We start from the raw sequence: 17,068 nt of genomic DNA, 5'->3' as shown, positions 1-17,068 counted from the left end.
ACAATGAAACAGCTTTTACACTAGTTTTACGAGTGAGTGTTGTTTCTCAAGTAGTGAGAAACGACACTTTTTTTTATTCGTTTATAATCACTTTATGATTTTGCAATGCATCATCACTATCGCCCACTTTTAAGTCAATATACATACGATCTGCAGTGATTCTGCGTAATTTTGTATCCGTAATTAAATCAATAGGAATATTTTTATTGCTATTAAAGTTGAGTGATCTTCCAGCCGCTGCAATATTTGCCAAAGCCGCAGCCAATAAAGGTTCTGTTTCATCACCTAACACACCAAGATTTGTTAAATCTTCCGAAAGTTCAACTTCAGGATTCAATCCGTCTGTATAATTAGAGAAGCCAGCACTATTTTCTAGGCGAGAAATGAGTGGTTGCATCGCCCATTTGTGATTTGGGTTTAACTGATCGTCCGTAAACGTCCACGATGGTGAATCGTATAAAGATACCGAAGCCTCATTTTTTCCTCTAGTGGTCGCACCAACTTGTACAACATCAATATAAGGATCTAATGAGTTGATGACCAATTCACTGGCAGAAGCAGAACTTCCTGTAGTAATAACATATACTTTGGTTAAGCCTAAACTATTAATTGCTGCACCTGTACTCAATGTATTTCTAAAATAACGATTTTCTTGTTCGTCCGTTAGCTGTGGCTGAATTTTATCGTTGTAACGGAATTTGGTAAATAATTGTCCGTCAAACTGTCCTGTAACCATACTACCAAGATTGATGGCACTGCTTACAAATCCACCTGGATTGTAACGCAAGTCTAAAATGAGTTCTGTAACTCCTTGTCCTTCAAAATCTGCAAAAACTCCATTCAACTGTGTATCAAAATTAGACACAAATTGATTGTACATGATATACCCTACTTTTTTAGCGCCCACATCAAATGTAGTATTTATTAAAATTGGGTTTTCTGTAATGTTTGATTTTGTCAGATCAATATTTCTACCATTTGGTGTAATAGATCGTACGCCGCTATTGATCGTTAAATCTGCCAAATTGAATGTGTACGAATTCGCATCAAGCAAATCTAAATTATTATCGGTTTCTGAATTAAAAAATAAGCTTTGTCCGTTAACAGCATATACAATATCTCCACGACGAATATCTTTTGAAGCTGCATCAGATCCTGGAATGATATAACGCACATAACCTACCACTTCATTGCTTCCGCTATTGAGGAAAATATAGCTAATGTCTGCACCATCTGTATCTGAGGTTCCTTGTTGTGAATCTTGTAATGCATCATAATCGCTTACAATAACACTGAAACGATCGTCAGGATGGTTCAAATGCTCAAATAAGTCTGCTGGATTCGGGAAACTTTGTAAAAAAGCAATATATCCTTCTGCATCATCTAGCTTGCTATCTGCCAAATCTGTGACTTCTCCTTGCCAGAAATACCACAGATTTAATCCTTTCCATACAAAATCTTGAACTTCAATATTTGCGGGGACACTAAACAAATTGTCATCTTGATCCGTACAACTTGTCAGCATTGTAGAAACCGCCACAAATAGGAATAGCCATTTTTTTACATTCATAATTTTCTTTATCATAGTTTGTGTTTACTTTTATAAACACTAAAAATAGCGACATTATTGTAAAATAAAAATTATTTGTAACAAATTCGTAACTCGTTCGTCTTCCTTATAACTAACCGAAATTAATAGATCATACTAATGAAACAGGCAGAATTTTTACATACTGTATTGCCTTTTAAAGACAAATTGTACCGATTGGCAAAGCGTTTGCTAGTTTCAAACGAAGAAGCAGAAGATGCTACACAGGAAGTATTGTTAAAGTTATGGTCTAAAAAATCGAAGATAGAAGCGTATAATAATGTGGAAGCTTTTGCCATGACGATGACGAAAAATTATTGTTTAGACAAATTAAAATCAAAACAAGCAAGTAATTTAAAATTAGTTCATAGCAATTATAAAGACGAAAACACATCATTACAGAAAGAAGTAGAATTAAAAGATAGTGTCAGTATTGTACATCAGATTATGGAACAACTGCCAGAGCAACAAAAAATTATCATACAATTGAGAGATGTAGAACAGTATGATTTTGAGGAAATTGCCAAAGTAGTCAACATGAATCCAACCGCAATTAGAGTAGCACTATCAAGAGCAAGAAAATATATAAGACAAGAACTTATTAAAAAACACAACTATGGAGTTAGCTAACATAGAAAAACTAATAGAGAAGTATTTTGAAGCAACGGCAACCGTTCAAGAGGAACAAGAGTTGCAAGTGTATTTTTCACAAAAAAATGTGGCGCCGCATTTAGAACAATACCAACCGATGTTTCAATATTTTACCGATCTAAAAGCCGAGAAGTCTACTCGCAACGTTCCATTAAAACCTAGAAAAAACTATTTAAAATGGATTTCTGTTGCTGCCGTATTTGTTCTCACAACAAGTCTATTCGTAAATGAATGGGAAAAACAACGACTAGCTGAAGAAGCTTTTCAAGATTTTAGAATGACCATGTCACTCGTGTCTGAAAGTTTCAATACAGGAGCGAGTCATATCAACTATTTAACACAATTAGAAGAAACAACGAACAAAATTTTTAGAACAGAAAACAATTAAGAAATGAAGAAGTTTATAGTATTAGTAATGTTATTGGCACTGCCAGTACTTACATTTGGACAAAATATTTTTGAGAAATATGCAGATAATGACAACGTAACGTACGTATCTATTAAACCTAGAATGTTTAAAATGCTTGCAGATATGGGCATAGACGCTGACGATCCTGAAGCCAAAGAATTTTTGGCAATGGTAAATAGCATGAAAAGCTTGCAAGTGTTAGCTACGGAAGATAAAGGAATTTCAGCCGAATTGAAAACTTGGGTTGGAAAACGTTCTTCAAAGTTAGAAGAGTTAATGCAAGTAAGAGACGGTGATACACGTGTAAAATTTTATGTGAAAGAAGGCAAAAGCCCAACGCATGTTAAAGAACTTTTAATGTACATTACCGGATTAGAAGATAAAATACAAATGAAAGATCGTAAAATCAATACGGTGGTGGTTTCATTGCTTGGAGATATTGATTTGACGCAAGTATCCAAGTTGACCAGCCAAATGAACATTCCTGGTGGCGAACACTTAAAGAACGTTAAGAAAAACTAATATACATACACTGTTTACAAAATGCGTCAATGAACAATAGTTGTTCGTTGACGCATTTATACATATATTCATCACATCAAAAAACAATCAATCATTATGAAAACATTTTCATCATTTTTACTGCTGTTATGTATTGGCGTCGCAATCACAAGTTGTTCCGATAAAAACAGTTTGCAAAATTACTTTATCGATCACGCAGAACAATCAGGGTTTTCATCCAGTACCATTCCCATAAGTCTGTTACGACAAGACGGCATTCAATTATCAGAAAAGCAAGAAGAAGCCTTAGATGCCATAGATCGCATCAACTTATTATTTTACAGAACAACTCCTGAAAAACAAACGGAATTTACCTCAGAAAGAAAAAACATTAAAACGATCCTTAAAAACAAGAAGTATGAGGAATTAATGAACTTGGGCAATAAAGGTGTTGTAAAGTATATTGGCACTGATACTGCCATGGACGAAATTGTAATTTTCTTATCCAATCAAGAAATGGGTTTTGCCGTGACTCGTATTATTGGTGACAATATGACGATTGAAAAATTTATGGAATTGTACAAATTAACGCAACAAAGAAATACGCCACTAAATTTTGATTTAACTAGTATTACAAAGTTAATGGGCACCAATTAAAAAAATATGGATACATGTTGTATATTACGTGTATCCATATATCTTAATATCTTACCAATAAAAGTTACCTATTTATAAAGAAGTAAATTAGTATCAATGCAATAACTGCAAGAACTGTAAAGAATACGATTTCTTGAATCTCTCTTTTCTTAATTTGTAAACGATTTTCATAATCACGCTCCATCACTTCTTCGTGTGCTTTTTGATTATAAAGTTCCAAAAAGTTTGTATGGAATTTTTCAATTCCTTCCTTGAAATCTTTAGAACTCACATTGTCTTTTGCTAAAAGCGTACACTCAAAGCTCTCAAACAAATCAAAATCAGAAAACTCATTGTATTTTTCATTGATCACAGATAAAGTGCTTGCATCAAGTCTTGGAAGTTTGACAACGCCTACCATGAGGTGATCTAACGACAAATTTTTCAAGATTTCTTCCAGATTACTGCTCATGTTTCCGAAATGAATTCCTTCAGCGTATTTATCGTTAATAAAGTTTTTAAAAGCTGCGTTGTAGACTCTTTTTTTAACTTGGAGTCTTCCTTTTTGTAGCGCATCATCAAAACTATTATCGTCTTGCGATTGTGTGAGTTTGATCGTCACTGTGTTTATTTTGTTAGTTCTTGGCGTTGCAAAATTAAGAAAAAAACAATGTGAAGAGCTATTATTTGCTAAATTCCTGTGTAATTACTTGGATTTATTTGTTTTAATTCCAGTTTGACAGCGTCAGAAACTGCTAAAGTGTCAATGAAATCGGCAATTGAAGCTTGTGTGATCTTTTCATTGGTTCTTGTTAAACCTTTTAAAGCTTCATAGGGATTTGGATAATTTTCTCGCCTCAAAATGGTTTGAATGGCTTCTGCAACGACTGCCCAGTTATTTTCTAGGTCTTCTTCAAACTTCGCTTTGTTCAATAAAAGCTTGTGCAAACCTTTTAAAGTTGACTGAAAACCAATCAACGTATGTCCAAAAGGAACACCTACATTTCTCAATACGGTAGAATCGGTTAAATCGCGTTGCAATCTTGAAATTGGGAGTTTTGCAGATAAGTGTGTAAAAATAGCATTGGCAATGCCTAAGTTCCCTTCACTATTTTCAAAATCAATCGGATTCACTTTATGTGGCATCGCAGACGAACCAACTTCTCCTTTTTTAATTTTTTGTTTAAAATAATCCATGGAAATGTACGTCCAAAAATCACGATCCAAGTCAATAACAATCGTATTGATACGTTTCATGCCGTCAAAAATGGCGGCTACATGATCGTAATGTTCTATCTGCGTCGTTGGAAACGAGTGGTGTAAGCCCAAAATACGTTCTACAAAATCATTTCCAAATGCTTTCCAGTCAATCGTTGGATACGCCACTTTGTGCGCATTAAAATTTCCGGTAGCGCCACCAAACTTTGCTGCATGCGGAATCACCGCCATCATTTCTACTTGTGCTTCAATACGTGTAATGAACACTTCAATCTCTTTTCCCAAGCGCGTTGGCGAAGCAGGTTGTCCGTGCGTGCGTGCCAACATGGAAACTTCTGCCCATTCGTTTGCCAATGCTTTCAATTTCTCTAAAACTGTAATCAATTCTGGAAGATATACGTGCTGAATGGCTTCTTTAATAGAGAGCGGAATTGCGGTATTATTAATATCTTGAGAGGTAAGTCCGAAGTGAATAAATTCTTTGTACAATGAAATATTTAGTCGGTCAAATTTCTCTTTAATAAAATACTCAACAGCTTTTACATCGTGATTGGTTACTTTTTCAATGTCTTTGATGGCTTGTGCATCTTCTGCTGAAAAATTCTCGTAAATCGCACGTAAATCATCATACAAAGAAGCATCAAAATCTTCCAACTGTGGCAATGGAAGATTGCACAAAGCAATAAAATATTCAATTTCGACTAAAACGCGGTATTTAATCAGTGATTCTTCACTAAAATAAGTAGCTAAAGCGATGGTTTTACTGCGATATCTTCCATCAATTGGAGAAATTGCGTTAAGCGGAGTAAGCTTCATTGTATGTGTGTTGTTGTTTTAAGCACACAAATATACTTGTTACGATGGATGTAGTAAAATTTTACGACTTCAAATTCGTCCTTTTTTCAAACGTTTCATCAACTCTCTTGCTCTGGCTTTAAATGCGGCACTTTGCGAAGCGTAATCGCGTTCTAAAATCAGGTACAATTCATCGTGAATCCAATCGAATTCACTTCCCAATAAAAATAAAGAACGCATCGAATATGCTTTTACCGCTACTTTTTGATCGCTAATCATCCAATCAAAACACGTTTCAGTAATTTTTTCACGGTGTTTTTTGGTTAATTTTTTTTGTGTGCAATTTTCTTTCTTGTGATAAAACGCTTCTATCAAATACTCCGCAACTTTTGCTACAGGACGTACGGCAGAATCTATATGTACAGTGTGCATTTTTTCTGTGTAATTATCTAAATAAGGGAGAATTGCATCCAAACGTTCTCTCGCTACAAACTCAAATAACCAAGCGGCTCTTGCCGAAATTTTATCATCAACTGTAAATACAACGTCGAGTAATGTAGGTAACAATTTTAAATTCCCCAAAACAATGTTGGCATAGTAATTTCGTTTCTCGCGTGAATGATTTACATAATTTAGCTCACTGTAGAGTTGTTCAAATGTCATACTTTTTATACTTTTAAGCCAAATAAAAATAACGTCATGAAGATACTTAAAAAGTTTGCAGTTTTAGCATTAATTGTATTGATAATTTTACAGTTTTTTGGACCTGAAAAAAATGTAGGTGATGTAGCAGATTTAAAACCGTTTTTAACAGAAACCAATCCACCTGCTTCTGTACAAGCATCTTTAAAAGTAGCGTGTTACGATTGTCACTCTAGCAATACGCGTTATCCTTGGTACAGCAATATAGAACCAATTTCGTACTGGATGGCAGAACATGTAGAACATGGAAAAGAAGAGCTAAACTTCTCTGAATGGAGTTCATATTCTGCAAAACGAAAAGATCATAAATTAGAGGAAGTCATCGAAGAAATTGAAAAAGGACACATGCCAATTCCTTCGTATTTATGGACACATGACGATGCCAAACTGTCGGAGGCACAAATCAAAGAAATTGATGCTTGGGTAAAAGAAGCCAGAACCTTTTTAGCAATAGAAATTGAACAGGCGAAGTAGTTTTTTGGTTGTTAGTTTTATTTTTTTGCTAAAGGCTAAATAAGATAACTGATATCAGACACCCCAAAAGGAAAACGATCTAGAAGCCAAGACCAAATAGTCTAAAAACCGACCAATTCCTCAATCACTTTCGCTACTCCCGTAGAAGCTTTTTCGGCAATAACCGTTAAATTTTGATATGCACTTTCGTTTACGGAAGGTTTTGGATCAATGAAGTAAATTGGTGTGCTTTGTGGTACAAAATTAATCAAACTTGCGGCTGGATATACTTGCATAGACGTTCCAATAATCATCAAAATAGCTGCTTGAGTACATTCTGCTATAGCGGTTTCAATCATAGGAACATCTTCGCCAAACCAAACAATATGTGGGCGCAATTGCGAACCGCGTTTGCATACATCGCCTACATAAATATCACCTGAACAATCATATATTTTATAAGGATACTGAACGCCGCGCATTTTAGACAATTCGCCATGCAAATGAATAATTTTTGAACTTCCTGCACGTTCATGCAAGTTGTCCACATTTTGGGTAACAATCGTAACGTCGTATTGTTCTTCCAGTAAAACTAAGGCTTTGTGTCCTTCATTTGGCACAACTTCTTTCAATTGGCGTCTGCGTTGATTGTAAAAATCCAACACCAACGCAGGATTTTTTTCAAAACCTGTTGGCGAAGCTACTTCCATAATGTCATGTCCTTCCCACAATCCGTCGGCATCACGAAACGTTTTAATGCCACTTTCGGCACTAATGCCAGCACCAGTTAATACAACTACTTTTTCTTTTTCCATCTATTATAAATACGTGCGTTTGGTAAATGTATAAATTCGTTTGAAGTGTCATCTATAAAGTCGATGAGGTCTTTTTTATTGTATTCATCATTCTCAATCATATTGTTTAAGAGTACAATATTATCTTCGTGTTTTTCTAAAAAATCATACAAATACATCAAATTAAGTTTGGCTTTTTCAAAATCTGGATATTCGCGAATTGTATACGCATATGCTTTTTCAGCCGACTCAAAATCTTCAAATTGCCATGCAGCATTGCCACGAATATATTCTATAAAAACATCTTCTGTAATTGCTTGAATTTCATCTAAAAGTTGCATGGTAGTATTGTAATCTTTCAGCATAAGATGATAATTAATTGCCATGAGTTTGGTAGTAGGATCATTGGGAAAATTTCGTAACAATTCATCAATCGCTTCTAGGTGAAATACTTGATTCATTTTAGCAGCAATTTTAATCTTTGTGAGGAAATATATTTTTTTCGTTGTGAATTCTCCCGTAAGGTTTCGCATCAAGTCAAAAATTTGTTTGTATTTTTTTTGCCGTGCTAATGTCTTGTATTGTCCAAAGAAAATCATACTTTTCAAACGTTCTCTATTAACTTCTATATTTTCTCCTGGAATACTCAACTGATATAAATCTTGATAGGTTTCGCTTAAATATTGTCCTGTGGAATATATAAAAATATCTTGTAGCTGAAATGTACCATCTTCAAAACTCAATTGATAGTCATGATAGTTTAATCCGATATTTTCAGCATACATTCGAAATAATAAATGATACTTTCGTTCGTCTAAATGATAATAATAATTCACAATACTGTACGAAGCTCCATCTTCAATCATGGCACGAATTCTATCTGGAAACTTATGAAATTTATCAAAAAAAATACCATCTCTAAATGTGCGGTTAAATTCACGCATCACTGCATTTTCAGAAATATCTTTGTTTACGGAGATAACTTTTTTAGCAAAACTTTCTACATTAAAATTATCCATAAAAAAAGAGGAATCTTCTTCATAAAAAGAATCTGTCAAATTTTGCCCAAGTTCAATTACTTTTTCATCATTAGCATCCACATTTTTAGCATATACTTCGTCAGTTTCCTGTGAAAAAACCGATGAGAAATACAAAAAGAGGAGACAAAAGAAATTAAACTTCATGTAAAAAACTTTAAGAACTACTAAAATAATCAATTTATCCCTCTTTTTACAATGCATTTGTAAATCATCATACTATTTTGTCTGCTTGTGTTTTTATGATAGTTTTGTAAGATGATTGATATAGATGTAGTAAGCCATTTAGAAAGCTATCTAACAGAACGAAGAAAAGAGTTGTTTGCTAAGGTTTTAGCCCAACGAACACGGCATTTTACAGTCGCTGTAGAAGATGTGTATCAACTGCACAATACAAGTGCTGTGTTGCGAAGTTGTGATGTTTTTGGCGTGCAAGATGTACATGTAATAGAAGAACGTTTAGGAAAAAAGATGGACAGGGAAATTGCGATGGGCGCACAAAAATGGGTAGATATTCACAGATATAATGATACTAAAAGCTGCATTGCACATTTAAAAGATCAAGGATATCGAATTATTGCGACGACTCCGCATGAAGATTCTCAATATTTACAAGAGTTTGATATTACGCAAAAAGCAGCTTTCTTTTTTGGAAAAGAACGCGAAGGTTTGAGCGAAGAAGTATTATCGGAAGCAGATGAATTTTTAAAAATTCCCATGGTAGGTTTTACGGAGAGTTTGAATATTTCGGTATCGGCAGCAATCACCATTCAACATGTAACAAACAAATTAAGAAACTCTGATATAGCTTGGCAATTGACAGCAGAAGAAACGCTAGAAAAACGTTTTGATTGGTGCAAAAAAACAATTCGTAGTATTGACGATATCTTGAAACGCTATTACGCGTTACATCCCAAATAAACGAGTTTATAAACATCACTTTATGTGTAAATTGGTATAATTACAAATTCACCAATAAATAAATAGTATACACCAAACATACTACAGAGGTGATGATGGAAGGAATTAAAATACAAAAAGTAATAATACGATCCTTTGTGCTTAAATGTCCCATAATTGAAATTTTTTAAGAATTCTTTTTCAAGGAATAAAAAAAATAAGCAATCAAAGAATGAGAAAATCAAAGAATTATAAGTTCAGTTATGAAGCACTTAATATCTGATAAACTGCACTTTTTGTAAGAAAAGTATTTGTTTCTATTTTTTCATAACATTGGTTTCGTACAAATCAATCCAGTTGCTTGGCGACATTTTTTGCGCTAGTTCAGCAATCAACTCATACGGAATATCGTTCATTTTTTTGAAACGAATACAGCTTTTCCCCATATCCAATTTGTATTTGCAATGTTTTGGATATTCTGCCACAAACCAGTCCATCAATTCTTTATTAGCATAAATTCCCATGTGGTATAAGGCTACAAAATTTTTCTGTGAAGCATAACTGATAAAAGGCAATGGCAATTTTGGATCGCAGTGATAACCGCCAGGATACACAGCATGTGAAACTACAAAAGATGGCATGTTGTAATTTACCTGTTCAGAAAATCCTTCGGGCAAATTTTCCTGTAGAATCGTTCTTAACTTTGCAATCACTTCTTTGCGTTCTTCCGGAAGTTGATCAATATAAGCTTCTACAGAATTTGCTACGTATTTCATCTTTTTTTGTTTTTTAGGTGTTTAAATGTACTATTTTTTGAAAATAATTTAAAATATTTCAAAACCAGATTTCGTCCTAACATTGGAATTAACTTATAAAATTGTGCTTAAAGTACAATCATATCATATAAATTCTTAACTTTTTACTTCAAAATCAATCTAAAACATCTAAAAGCACATTTAGAAAAAATAAAATAGAACATTATGGTAAACTGGTTTGAAATTCCGGTAACGAATATGGAGCGCGCTCAAAAATTTTATGAAACTGTGTTCAAAGTATCTATCAAAGTTCAAAACCTTGGTGGCTTGTTGTATGGTTGGTTTCCACCAAAACCTGCTGCGGAAAATAGTACAGGCGCGTTGATACAATATGAATCGTACATTCCAAGTACAACTGACGGAGTTTTGGTATATTTTTCTTCCGAAGATGTGGATGAAGAATTAGCAATCATTCCAAAAGCTGGAGGAACAGTTGTGCAAGGGAAAACACAGATTTCACCTGATACTGGCTATATGGCAGTTTTTATAGATTCGGAAGGCAACAGAATTGCGTTGTTTTCGAAAAATTAGATCATTTATAAAAGTGAGAATGTCAAATCGAGCATTATTGAAATCTAAATATATTTTGATTGAAAATACCTAGCGAAGCTATCGAGATTTATTGGAAATTCTACATTCCATACGTGTTCTCAACTGCACTTGAACTGGCATTACTATTTGTGATACCAATTTTATTGATGCAATAACACAATCGAAAACTCTGAATCAATCGTTACTTTTCCGTTGGAAACAGTCGCCGTTTTTCCAGAATAATGATCGGTAACTGTTTCGCCATCTACAAATTGTTTGTCTACAGAAATTTCTTTTTTTCCTTTTGGGAGATCCAATCCTACGACAACTTTATCGCTATTGTACGTTCTAGAAAATATATATGGACTTTCTGAAATCATTTTGTGTGTTCCTGCACCAATCGCTGGATGTACTTTTCTAAACTGACCTAGTTTTTGCCAATGTGTGAGCAGTTTTTTGGTATCTGCATCGTTCATCATGTCCCAATTCATAAACGAACGTAAAGTTGCATCGCCAGTTGTTCCTTCAATGATTAGCGGACGTTTCGTTTCGTCTCCGTAATAAATTTGTGAAATTCCTGGCGTCAGCAATAACTTGGTTGCAGACTCATACGGTTTGGTACGTGCTTTATCAAATGGATCGCCATCATCGTGCGAACTGATATAATTCATCACACTTTTTCCTTTTAGATCAGTATGAAGAATGCGATCGTACTTTGAAAAGATACTTTCATAATCTCCGCGCGCATCATACTTAAATTGAAAATTGATCAAATTATCAAACCCATTGGCATAATAATCTACTTTTGTATCGCCAAAATCATAAAAACGTTTGTTATCAATTCCGTAGCCATACAATTCACCCAACATAAAAAAGGCAGTATCATCCAATACAGCATCAGGATTTGCCGTTTTCCAATCTGTAAACGCTATCTGTGCTTGCGCATTCAAAGAATTCCATGCTTCTTCTTCTACATGTTTTACGGTATCAACTCTGTAACCATCCACACCATATTCGCGTACATAATCTGTCAACCATTTAATGATATAGTTTTTTGGAGTTTTTTCTAAGCCAGTTTTCTTGAAAAAATCTTCTAATTCTTTCATCTCCGCTTCATAACGACCTTCTGCTTTCCACTTTTCTACTAATGGCGTAGGTAAAGAAACCACTTCGTTACTATTTGTTAATATATCTGGAAGATTTTCTACGAGTGTACAACTCACGGCAGAATCTTGATCTTTATAGGTACATCCAGGACCTGTACGCACCCAATTATTATCCCAAACAGGATCTTTTTCCGTTACGGGACCTGTATGATTCATTACGACATCCATTAAAATACGGATTCCGTGTTCATGTGCAGTTTCCATCAATGCTGCAAAATCAGCTGCGGTTCCAAAATTAGCATCAAACTGTGTCCAATCTTTTGTCCAATACCCGTGAAACGCATACGTATTTCCTGTGCCTTCATCTGTACTATCGTGAATTTGCTCTAATACAGGTGAAAACCATATTGCATTTACGCCTAAATTGTCAAAATATCCTTCTTTTATTTTTTGTGTAATTCCTGCCATATCGCCACCCATAAAACCGCGCAGTGTTGCTGGTTCTTTGGTACGATCATAATTAAGATTGTTTGCTTCATTTCCATCATTAAAACGGTCTGTCAACATAAAATACACATTGGCAGCTTCCCATACAAAAGGGTGTGCTTCGGTAGTGGTTTTTTTAGCAGTTTCAGATGGTTTTGTTTTACATCCAAAAAGGAAAGAGAAAATACATAATAAGACGAATAATTGCTTCATATTGCGGCTAAATTTTTGGTTAATCTATTGCAATATAAAGGTTACGTTGCTTTTTTCATATTGAAAAATTCGGATCGAATCAAAAAAGAGATACTACAACGATTGAGTTGTTAATTTTCTTAATAACTTATTTTCTTTTCTTGAGAAAAAATCAAAAAAGAGCGTAGATTTTTATGTTTTTGTGAACCGGAAAAAGCTTTTTATATCGTTTTTTGAAGAATGCTTACTTTTTCTTTTGTCTACTCAACACTTTATATTCTTCATAGCAATCATTAATTGCATCCAATACTTGAAGATCGTTAGCGTTGGTGATAAATGTTTTGGAATAATTACAGAGCGATAAAATTTCGTCAATATCCACACGTTCAACTTGCAGTAATTCGCGCAGCATTTGTCGGTCAAATTTAGAAGCTAATAAGTCTCTAATTTTATCATCTTCTTTCATTTGGCGCAATTTGCGCATTTGTCGCGGTTTTTTCCCGAAAAGATTCTGTAAGAAATCAGCAGGATTAAAGATTGCTCCTAGTACAGAAGAAATGGCGCCAGGTGCTTTTTCTCCAGCTTCATACCCTGTAGAGAGTCCTGCAATACGATAGCGATAATTAGGACGAAGCGGCACATTTTTAGCATCAATATCTAAATATCCTGTAAGTTGATAAGGCGTTAACACGACTTTTTCAAGCGCAAACGCCAATTCGGTCATTCTAATGGTAGAAGAACCTTTGTATTTTAACATGTCATTGGTAACACGAACTTTGATCGATTTAAACCCTAAAAAAGAAAAGAATAGCATGTCATCTGCCTTCGCTGTAATTTCAAATTCTCCCTTTTCATTGGTAATTACACCTTTAATTGTTGTCAAATTCACGACATGCACCGTTTTCATCGGTTTATCGTCGGCATCGTTGACAACTTTAGCATACAACTTTTTCGTTTCTTGAGCGGAAAGTGAGGTAATAGCTAAAAATAAAAGTAGAAAAGTAAATACTTTTTTCATGTATGCAATTTTTGTAAAATTAGTCGTATTGACTAATTGTAGCATAAAAATACTAAACAAAACGATAAAAAGTGCGCCGAAGCACACTTTTTACTTAATATTAACAATAATGTTGTTATTTTCTTCTTGATCTTCCACGGAATCGTTCGTTTCCGCCTCCGCCATCACTTCTGCGACGTCTTCCACTGTTAGAAGCTCCATCGTTATCACTTCTACGTCTTCTTCTACGATCGCCACCGCCGTCGCGTCTTCCACCGCCGCCATCTCTACGACGACCGCCACCGCCACCGCCACCAGTATTGGTTGATTCTTCTACATTGACAAAACGTCCGTCTACTTTAAAATCAGTAAAGTGTGCGAGTACTTTTTCTCTTTGTTCTTTGTCTGTGTTAAAGAATGAAAAACTTTCTTTGACATCCACTTTGTAGACATCGTCACGTCCTAAACTCAGGGTTTCTTTTAAGAAATCCTTTAAACGCATCCAATCATATCCATCTTTTTCTCCAACATTGATAAAGTAACGTGTACTGTGTTCATTGCTTGATCCACGAGAAGAACGTTCTTCACTATTGCCTTTTGGCTGATTGAGATCACGCTTATTTTTATAGTAATTGTAGAAGCGATTAAATTCTACTGAAACCATGCGTTTGATCAATTCTTCTTTCGAAGTATCTTCGAAGATTTCCATGATTTTTGGCAAGTATTCTTCCACTTGCTCGTTAGATTCCGTATTGTGAATTTTATTGGCTAAGTGAAATAATTGCACTTGGCAGATTTCCATTCCTGTTGGAATAGGTTTTTGTTCAAATTTCTTCTGAATTTTACGCTCTATCGTTTTGATTTTGCGCATTTCACTTTTGGTCACAATGACCATAGAAACTCCTGTTTTTCCAGCTCTACCAGTACGACCACTTCGGTGTGTGTAGGTTTCTATTTCATCAGGTAATTGGTAATTGATGACGTGTGTAATATCGTCAACATCAATTCCACGCGCCGCCACATCAGTAGCCACTAACATTTGAATTTGACGTGTTCGGAAGGACTTCATCACTAAATCACGTTGATTTTGACTTAAATCGCCATGCAATGCGCCAGCGCTGTATCCGTCTTCAATGAGTTTCTCAGCTACACTTTGGGTATCGCGTTTCGTTCTACAAAATACTACTGAAAAGATATCTGGATTTGCATCTGCTAAACGCTTTAATCCTAAATAGCGATCACGTCCGCTAACTGCATAGAATTCGTGACTTACCGTATCAGTTCCAGAGTTACGCGAACCTACTGTGATTTCTTGTGGACTGTGCATGAATTTCTTCGCGATGACCGATACTTCTTTTGGCATCGTAGCCGAGAATAACCATGTGTTTTTATCGTCTGGCGTGTGCGATAGGATGGACGTAATGTCTTCATAGAATCCCATGTTCAACATTTCATCAGCTTCATCGAGCACACAATATTCTATTTTGGTAATATCCACCATACGACGGTTGATCATATCTTGCATACGGCCAGGTGTAGCAACCACAATTTGTGCGCCTTTTTTCACCTGTTTTGCTTGATCAGTAATGCTGGCACCACCATAAATGGCAACTACATTAATGTTTTCGTATTTGGAGTAATTTTTTAATTCGTTGGTAATTTGCAAACACAATTCTCGCGTAGGCGATAAAATCAGTCCTTGCGTGGTGCGACTGTCTGCATTTATTTTTTGAATCAGAGGAAAACCAAAAGCGGCTGTTTTACCTGTCCCAGTTTGGGCAAGTGCCACGATATCAGTTTCTTCGTTAAGTAATAATGGAATTGCTTTCTCTTGAACTTCACTTGGCGTTTCAAAGCCCATGTCTTGAATTGCGCGCAATAGCGAATCTTGAAGACCTAATTCTTCAAATTTTGTCATATTGTAATTTTAAAAGGTTCGTACAGCTTTATATTTCTGCTGTATTGAGAAGTTACATGGAGCGTTACGACCTAATAAAATTAAAATACCCTGACGCTGCATAACTTCATCCCGCTCTGGGATTTCAAGCCGCAAAGGTAGTGTTTTATTTTGAATAATCTAGTATTGTGGTAATTTGTTGATTTTAAGTGGTTTTGTTTAAAAATGCAATCAATTGCTTCACCGCTTTTCCACGATGTCCGACGCGATTTTTTTCTTCGAGTGAGATTTGTGCGAAAGTTTCTGTAAATCCGTCTGCCATAAAGATAGGATCGTAGCCAAAACCTTTGTCGCCTCGTTTATCATTGATAATCGTTCCTTTACAAATTCCCGTGAAGGTAAATTGTTCACCATTGAGAATCAACGCAACAACCGTTTTAAACTGTGCAGAACGATCTTCTTTGTCTTCCAAATTTTGTAGTAATTTGTTCATATTATCATCTGCATTTCGTTGCGGACCTGCATAACGTGCGGAAAAAACGCCAGGTTCTCCATTTAAAGCAGTTACTTCCAAACCTGTATCATCGGCAAAGCAATCATACCCGTAATGTTCTTTTACATAGTGTGCTTTTTGAATGGCATTTCCTTCAATCGTGGGTTGCGTTTCGGGAATGTCTTCTTCGCAACCAATATCTTTCAAACTTAAAACGGAAATTATTTCAGGCAATAACGATTGTACTTCTTTGACTTTATTTTGATTGTTGGTGGCAAATACGAGTTTCATGTGTTTTGTTTTTTATCGATGATGATACGGTTCATTTCGCAAAATTGTAAACGCTCTGTACAATTGCTCTACGACAAATAAACGCACCATTTGGTGTGAAAAGGTCATTTTGGACAAAGATATTTTTCCCTGCGCTTTCGCGTAAATGTTCTCAGAGAAACCATACGGTCCGCCAATAACAAATACCAAGGTTTTTATACCCGAATTCATCCGCTTTTGCAAATAGTTTGAAAATTCTACAGAAGAAAACTGCTTTCCGTTCTCATCTAACAATACCAAAACATCTGTTGGAGCGAGTTTTTTTAAGATCAATTCGCCTTCTTTTTCTTTTTGCTGCGCTTCGCTTAAATTCTTCGTGTTTTTTAGATCGGGAATAATTTCCAAGTCAAATTTGATGTAGTGCGACAAACGTTTCACATATTGATCAATCAATTGTTGCAATTGTTTATCATCCGTTCGTCCAATAGCGAGCAATTTTATATTCATATCGCAAAAATAAAGGAATTTTTGAGAATGAATTTAGTGGTTAAACGGCTGATTTTAAGAATTTACAACAACCTTCATAAGAAAAAGAAA

The 17,068-nt window shown here is 35.1% G+C and carries 19 protein-coding genes; 7 read left to right on the top strand and 12 right to left on the bottom strand.

The features are described from left to right. Nucleotides 1-73 precede the first annotated feature (73 nt). The gene (locus tag KORDIASMS9_RS19415; RefSeq protein WP_114904446.1) at nucleotides 74-1,585 is read right to left on the bottom strand and encodes a S41 family peptidase; all 1,512 of its coding nucleotides are present in this window, start codon (nucleotides 1,583-1,585) and stop codon (nucleotides 74-76) included. A gap of 123 nt (nucleotides 1,586-1,708) precedes the next feature. Here KORDIASMS9_RS19415 and KORDIASMS9_RS19410 point away from each other — a divergent pair, with 123 nt between their 5' ends. The 4 genes from KORDIASMS9_RS19410 to KORDIASMS9_RS19395 all read left to right on the top strand — a co-directional run bounded on the left by KORDIASMS9_RS19410 (nucleotide 1,709) and on the right by KORDIASMS9_RS19395 (nucleotide 3,806). After that, nucleotides 1,709-2,218, top strand: a complete 510-nt coding sequence (locus tag KORDIASMS9_RS19410; protein WP_114904445.1) for an RNA polymerase sigma factor — start codon at nucleotides 1,709-1,711, stop codon at nucleotides 2,216-2,218. Then, on the top strand, nucleotides 2,205-2,627 hold the full coding sequence (locus KORDIASMS9_RS19405; RefSeq protein WP_114904444.1) for a hypothetical protein: 423 nt from the start codon (nucleotides 2,205-2,207) through the stop codon (nucleotides 2,625-2,627). Before KORDIASMS9_RS19410 ends, KORDIASMS9_RS19405 begins: the two co-directional genes overlap by 14 nt. 3 nt (nucleotides 2,628-2,630) lie before the next feature. Next, entirely contained in the window at nucleotides 2,631-3,170 is a 540-nt protein-coding gene (locus KORDIASMS9_RS19400; RefSeq protein WP_114904443.1) for a DUF4252 domain-containing protein, read from the top strand. 96 nt (nucleotides 3,171-3,266) lie between these two features. After that, a complete protein-coding gene (locus tag KORDIASMS9_RS19395; RefSeq protein WP_114904442.1) occupies nucleotides 3,267-3,806 on the top strand; it encodes a DUF4252 domain-containing protein in 540 nt (179 codons plus the stop codon). A gap of 64 nt (nucleotides 3,807-3,870) precedes the next feature. On the opposite strand, the gene KORDIASMS9_RS19390 is transcribed toward KORDIASMS9_RS19395, so the two are convergent. The 3 genes from KORDIASMS9_RS19390 to KORDIASMS9_RS19380 form a co-directional block, all read right to left on the bottom strand. Beyond that, entirely contained in the window at nucleotides 3,871-4,407 is a 537-nt protein-coding gene (locus KORDIASMS9_RS19390; RefSeq protein WP_114904441.1) for a hypothetical protein, read from the bottom strand. A gap of 68 nt (nucleotides 4,408-4,475) precedes the next feature. Continuing rightward, nucleotides 4,476-5,819 carry an adenylosuccinate lyase gene (gene purB / locus KORDIASMS9_RS19385; protein ID WP_114904440.1) on the bottom strand — a complete coding sequence of 448 codons (1,344 nt, stop codon included), beginning with the start codon at nucleotides 5,817-5,819 and terminating at the stop codon, nucleotides 4,476-4,478. Between the two features lie 69 nt (nucleotides 5,820-5,888). Further along, nucleotides 5,889-6,461, bottom strand: a complete 573-nt coding sequence (locus KORDIASMS9_RS19380; protein ID WP_114904439.1) for an adenylosuccinate lyase — start codon at nucleotides 6,459-6,461, stop codon at nucleotides 5,889-5,891. Between the two features lie 36 nt (nucleotides 6,462-6,497). On the opposite strand from KORDIASMS9_RS19380, the gene KORDIASMS9_RS19375 reads away from it, so the two are divergent. After that, on the top strand, nucleotides 6,498-6,974 hold the full coding sequence (locus KORDIASMS9_RS19375; RefSeq protein WP_114904438.1) for a heme-binding domain-containing protein: 477 nt from the start codon (nucleotides 6,498-6,500) through the stop codon (nucleotides 6,972-6,974). Between the two features lie 101 nt (nucleotides 6,975-7,075). Here KORDIASMS9_RS19375 and KORDIASMS9_RS19370 read toward each other — a convergent pair whose 3' ends face one another. After that, nucleotides 7,076-7,768, bottom strand: a complete 693-nt coding sequence (locus KORDIASMS9_RS19370; protein WP_114904437.1) for a Sir2 family NAD-dependent protein deacetylase — start codon at nucleotides 7,766-7,768, stop codon at nucleotides 7,076-7,078. Then, nucleotides 7,750-8,931, bottom strand: coding sequence for a lipopolysaccharide assembly protein LapB (locus KORDIASMS9_RS19365; protein WP_162820061.1), 1,182 nt, complete (start codon nucleotides 8,929-8,931; stop codon nucleotides 7,750-7,752). The genes KORDIASMS9_RS19370 and KORDIASMS9_RS19365 overlap by 19 nt, the downstream gene beginning before the upstream one ends. A 111-nt stretch (nucleotides 8,932-9,042) precedes the next feature. On the opposite strand from KORDIASMS9_RS19365, the gene KORDIASMS9_RS19360 reads away from it, so the two are divergent. After that, nucleotides 9,043-9,705, top strand: a complete 663-nt coding sequence (locus KORDIASMS9_RS19360) for an RNA methyltransferase (RefSeq protein WP_114904435.1) — start codon at nucleotides 9,043-9,045, stop codon at nucleotides 9,703-9,705. Between the two features lie 296 nt (nucleotides 9,706-10,001). Here the strand turns inward: KORDIASMS9_RS19360 and KORDIASMS9_RS19355 are convergent, their stop codons facing one another. Beyond that, the gene (locus KORDIASMS9_RS19355; protein ID WP_114904434.1) at nucleotides 10,002-10,460 is read right to left on the bottom strand and encodes a DUF1801 domain-containing protein; all 459 of its coding nucleotides are present in this window, start codon (nucleotides 10,458-10,460) and stop codon (nucleotides 10,002-10,004) included. 204 nt (nucleotides 10,461-10,664) lie between these two features. On the opposite strand from KORDIASMS9_RS19355, the gene KORDIASMS9_RS19350 reads away from it, so the two are divergent. Further along, entirely contained in the window at nucleotides 10,665-11,030 is a 366-nt protein-coding gene (locus KORDIASMS9_RS19350) for a VOC family protein (RefSeq protein WP_114904433.1), read from the top strand. 161 nt (nucleotides 11,031-11,191) lie between these two features. On the opposite strand, the gene KORDIASMS9_RS19345 is transcribed toward KORDIASMS9_RS19350, so the two are convergent. From KORDIASMS9_RS19345 to rlmH, 5 genes are all read right to left on the bottom strand, one after another. Continuing rightward, nucleotides 11,192-12,835: an alpha-amylase family glycosyl hydrolase gene (locus KORDIASMS9_RS19345; RefSeq protein WP_114904432.1), complete on the bottom strand. Its 1,644-nt coding sequence runs from the start codon at nucleotides 12,833-12,835 to the stop codon at nucleotides 11,192-11,194. A 223-nt stretch (nucleotides 12,836-13,058) separates the two neighbouring features. Further along, nucleotides 13,059-13,832: a carboxypeptidase-like regulatory domain-containing protein gene (locus tag KORDIASMS9_RS19340; RefSeq protein WP_114905297.1), complete on the bottom strand. Its 774-nt coding sequence runs from the start codon at nucleotides 13,830-13,832 to the stop codon at nucleotides 13,059-13,061. A 115-nt stretch (nucleotides 13,833-13,947) separates the two neighbouring features. Continuing rightward, nucleotides 13,948-15,729 carry a DEAD/DEAH box helicase gene (locus tag KORDIASMS9_RS19335; RefSeq protein ID WP_114904431.1) on the bottom strand — a complete coding sequence of 594 codons (1,782 nt, stop codon included), beginning with the start codon at nucleotides 15,727-15,729 and terminating at the stop codon, nucleotides 13,948-13,950. A 184-nt stretch (nucleotides 15,730-15,913) separates the two neighbouring features. Beyond that, complete coding sequence (locus KORDIASMS9_RS19330) at nucleotides 15,914-16,492, bottom strand: non-canonical purine NTP diphosphatase (protein ID WP_114904430.1); 579 nt, start codon at nucleotides 16,490-16,492, stop codon at nucleotides 15,914-15,916. A gap of 12 nt (nucleotides 16,493-16,504) precedes the next feature. Then, nucleotides 16,505-16,978 carry a 23S rRNA (pseudouridine(1915)-N(3))-methyltransferase RlmH gene (gene rlmH / locus KORDIASMS9_RS19325; RefSeq protein WP_114904429.1) on the bottom strand — a complete coding sequence of 158 codons (474 nt, stop codon included), beginning with the start codon at nucleotides 16,976-16,978 and terminating at the stop codon, nucleotides 16,505-16,507. Between the last annotated feature and the right edge of the window lie 90 nt (nucleotides 16,979-17,068).

Source organism: Kordia sp. SMS9 (assembly GCF_003352465.1).
In the GTDB taxonomy this organism is placed as follows: Bacteria; Bacteroidota; Bacteroidia; order Flavobacteriales; family Flavobacteriaceae; genus Kordia.
The sequence above is the reverse complement of the archived record's forward strand: the minus strand, read 5'-3'. Positions and strand labels throughout refer to the sequence as shown.